Below are 3708 nucleotides of genomic sequence, written 5' to 3'. Positions count from 1 at the left end.
TGGGCGACGAGATCCGCCAGCAGATCGAGCGCCTGGGCATCGAGCGGCGGCCCGAGGTGCTGGTGCAGGGCGAACTGCCCAAGCGGGTGCTGATGGACCGCTTCCGCGAGGGCGACACGATGGGCCGTCCCGGCTGCGTGCTGGTCGCCTCGGCCTCGTTCTGGGAGGGTTTCGATGCGCCCGGCGATGCCTTGCAACTGGTGGTGATCGACAAGCTGCCGTTCCCGCCGCCCAACGATCCGCTGGTCGAGGCGCGCTCGCAGCGGCTCGAGGCGCAGGGCCGCAGCTCCTTCGGCGACTACTCGCTGCCCGAGGCCGCGGTGGCGCTCAAGCAGGGGGCGGGGCGGTTGATCCGGCGCGAGACCGACAGCGGCGTGCTGGTGATCTGCGACACGCGGCTGGTCGCGATGGGCTATGGCCGGCGCCTGCTCGGGGCGCTGCCGCCGATGCGGCGGCTCGAGACCGAGGCCGATCTCGACGCGGCGATCGCGGACCTGGCCGTGCCGGTGCAGGACTGAAGCGCGCGCCGCGCGGGCGATAAAAAAGCCCGAGGGCTCGCGCCGTCGGGCTTTCGTATGGGGTCAGCCGAGCCGGCCGGCCGCCATCACCACATCTTCCACCAGGGATCGTCCTTGGTCTTGAAGCCTTGCGAGAGGTAGGTGCTCTGCGGGTAGTTGGAGGTCAGCACGCGCTGCGCGTCGTCGCGCAGGTCGTTCATGCCGAGCGCGTCGTACGAGCGCACGATGATGTAGAGCGCTTCCTCCACGGCGGGCACTTCGCGGTAGTCGGCGATCGCGCTCTGGGCGCGGTTGATGGCCGCCAGGTAGGCGCCGCGCGAGTAGTAGTAGCGCGCCACGTGAACCTCGTACTGGGCGAGCGAGTTCACGATGTAGTTCATGCGCTGGCGCGCATCGGGCGTGTAGCGCGAGTCGGGGAAGCGCGTGATCAGTTCCTTGAACGACTCGAATGACTCCTTGGCCGCCTTCTGGTCGCGCTCCGACAGGTCCTGGCGCGTGAGGAACGCGAACATGCCGAGGTCGTCGTTGAAGTTGACCACGCCCTTGAGGTACAGCGCATAGTCGAGCGCGGGGCTGGCGGGGTGCAGCTTCAGGAAGCGGTCGATGGTGGAGACCGCGGCCGCCTTGTCGCCGCCCTTGTACTGGGCGTAGGCCTTCTCGAGCTGGGCCTGCTGGGCCAGGGGGGTACCGGCGGCACGGCCCTCGAGCTTCTCGTACAGCGGCACGGCCTTGTCGTAGGCGCCGGAGCCGGCTTCGTCCTTGGCTTCCGCGTAGATCCGGTTGGGGCTCCAGGTCGCGGTCTTGTCGTCCTTGGTGCTCGAACAGCCGGCGAGCAGCGCGAGGGCGCTGAGCGCCATCCAGGCTGGGACCGATAATTTGGCGCGAATCATCACATGCGGCTTTCGTGAAACAGTTGCCCTCAATTATATCGACCGACCCCCGCGACAACTCCCCGGAGGCGGCCGAGCTCGACGAGGGCGCCGATCCGTCCGAAGCCAGCGAGTGGCGGGATTTCGTCGTCGACCCCGCGCAGCACGGACTGCGGCTGGATCGCGCGCTGGCCGCATTGGTTCCCGAGTTCTCGCGCAGCTACCTGCAGCAGCTGATCGAGGCCGGCGCCGTCGAGCTTCAGGGCCGCGCCGCCACCAAGGCCTCGGCGGCCGTGCGGGCCGGGCAGGCGGGGCGGGTCGAACTGCGCCCCACGCCACAGAGCCAGGCGTTCCGGCCCGAGCCGATGGAGATCGTCACCGTCTACGAGGACGAGCACCTGCGCGTGATCGACAAGCCGGCCGGCCTGGTGGTGCATCCCGCCCCGGGCCACTGGAGCGGCACGCTGCTCAACGGCTTGCTCGCGCTCGATCCCAAGGCGCTGCTGCTGCCGCGCGCGGGCATCGTGCACCGGCTCGACCGCGACACCAGCGGGCTGATGATGGTCGCGCGCACCCGCGCCACCATGGACGCGCTGGTGGCGCTGATCGCCGCGCGCGAGGTCAAGCGTCAGTACCTGGCGCTGGGCCACAAGCCCTGGACCGGCGCGGCTGCGCGCCAGGTCGACGCGGCCATCGGCCGCGATCCGCGCAACCGGCTGCGCATGGCGGTGGTCGACCTGCAGCAGCACGCCGGCAAGACCGCCCGCACCCTGATCGAGCGCCTGGACAGCGAGGAGCGCGGCTGCGTGGTGCGCTGCACCCTCGAAACCGGCCGCACGCACCAGATCCGCGTGCACATGGCGTCGATCGGCCATCCGCTGGTGGGCGACACGCTCTATGGCGGCACGGCTGCCGCGGGCCTCGCGCGGCAGGCGCTGCATGCGTTCCGGCTGGCCTTCGTGCATCCGGTCACCAAGGCGCCGATCGCGCTGCATTCGCCCGTGCCGGCCGATCTTGCCGAGGCCTTGCGGGCCTGGGGGCTGGACTACAATCGCGCCTGACGGCCTCCAGGGCCGCCGCGCCGGCCGCTTGGTGCCGGCCCCGCGTTGCACTCGCCGCGTGCCGGCAACGCCTCCTTCCATCCTTCTGAACAAAAAAAGCGTCCCCCAAGGCGCCTTTTCCCGGACAACGCGAACCATGAATACGGCGGATGCCAAGCGCATTCTCGAAACCGCCTTGATCTGTTCGAGCCAGCCGCTGCCGGTGCGCGAATTGCGCGTGCTGTTCGACGACGCACTGGGTGTGGACACGATCAAGTCGCTGCTTCTCGAGCTGCAGGAAGACTGGACGCAACGCGGCCTCGAACTGGTCAGCGTGGGCAGTGGCTGGCGCTTTCAGAGCCGGCCCGAGATGCGCGACCACCTCGACCGTCTGCACCCCGAGAAGCCGCCGCGCTACACCCGCGCGGCGCTCGAGACCCTGGCCATCATTGCCTATCGCCAGCCGGTCACGCGCGGCGACATGGAAGACATCCGCGGCGTCACCATCAACTCGCTGATCCTCAAGCAGCTCGAGGACCGCAACTGGGTCGAGGTGATCGGCCACCGCGAGACGGTCGGGCGCCCGGCGCTGTACGCGACCACGCGCCAGTTCCTCGACGACCTCGGCCTGGCCTCGCTCGACCAGTTGCCGGTGATCGAGACGCCGGCCCAGCAGGCGGCACTGGTCGACTCGCTCGAGCGCGCGGGCGGCGGCAACCAGCCGGCGCTGCCGATCGACGAGCCGCCGGCGGAGGCCGAGCCGGCGCCGGCCGCCGACGAGACGGCGGTTGCCGTCGCGGCGGAAGAGGCGCAGACTGGGGCACCCCCCTCGGAACAACCCGAAGTCCAGCCGGCGATCGCGGACGATGCATCGCTGGCCGACGAAGCGATCGCCGACGAGATCGTGGCGACCGACAGCGCGCCGGTCGAGCCGGACATGGCTGCCGAGCCGGGCGATGCCGCCGCCCTCGACGAGCGAGGCGACGACGCCGAACAGCCAGCCCCCGCGGAAGCCCAGGCTTCCGCCGATACCGAACCCTCCGAAGAACCCCGCATCGATCCCGACGCTCCGCCGCCGGACGCGACCGATCCTGACGCAGTCCTCCCCGGAAAGACCTCATGAGCTCATCCGACCCCGACCAAGCGGCGATCCTGCCGATCGACCCCTTGTCCAATGAAAACACGCCGGAAACGACCGGCCAGTCCGCGGGCGATGCTGCGAAAGCCGTAGCGACGGCGGAGGAGGGCGCGGCACCGAAGCGGCGTCCGCGGCGCAAGAAG

Annotated in this window: 4 protein-coding genes; 3 read left to right on the top strand and 1 reads right to left on the bottom strand. The window is 70.1% G+C overall.

Features of this window, described 5'->3' with window-relative positions:
- A partial coding sequence (locus tag AC27VN_RS35655) for an ATP-dependent DNA helicase (RefSeq protein ID WP_490879670.1) occupies window positions 1-518 on the top strand: 518 nt, incomplete at its 5' end.
- An 86-nt stretch (window positions 519-604) separates the two neighbouring features.
- Here the strand turns inward: AC27VN_RS35655 and AC27VN_RS35650 are convergent.
- Entirely contained in the window at window positions 605-1408 is an 804-nt protein-coding gene (locus AC27VN_RS35650) for an outer membrane protein assembly factor BamD (protein WP_093342623.1), read from the bottom strand.
- Between the two features lie 14 nt (window positions 1409-1422).
- On the opposite strand from AC27VN_RS35650, the gene AC27VN_RS35645 reads away from it, so the two are divergent.
- Complete coding sequence (locus AC27VN_RS35645) at window positions 1423-2448, top strand: RluA family pseudouridine synthase (RefSeq protein ID WP_398499328.1); 1026 nt, start codon at window positions 1423-1425, stop codon at window positions 2446-2448.
- Between the two features lie 136 nt (window positions 2449-2584).
- Entirely contained in the window at window positions 2585-3550 is a 966-nt protein-coding gene (gene scpB / locus AC27VN_RS35640) for an SMC-Scp complex subunit ScpB (RefSeq protein ID WP_490879669.1), read from the top strand.
- The last annotated feature ends 158 nt before the right edge of the window (window positions 3551-3708 follow it).

It is taken from the genome of Variovorax sp. 20P10.2.4 (assembly GCF_058244205.1).
The sequence above is the reverse complement of the archived record's forward strand: the minus strand, read 5'-3'. Positions and strand labels throughout refer to the sequence as shown.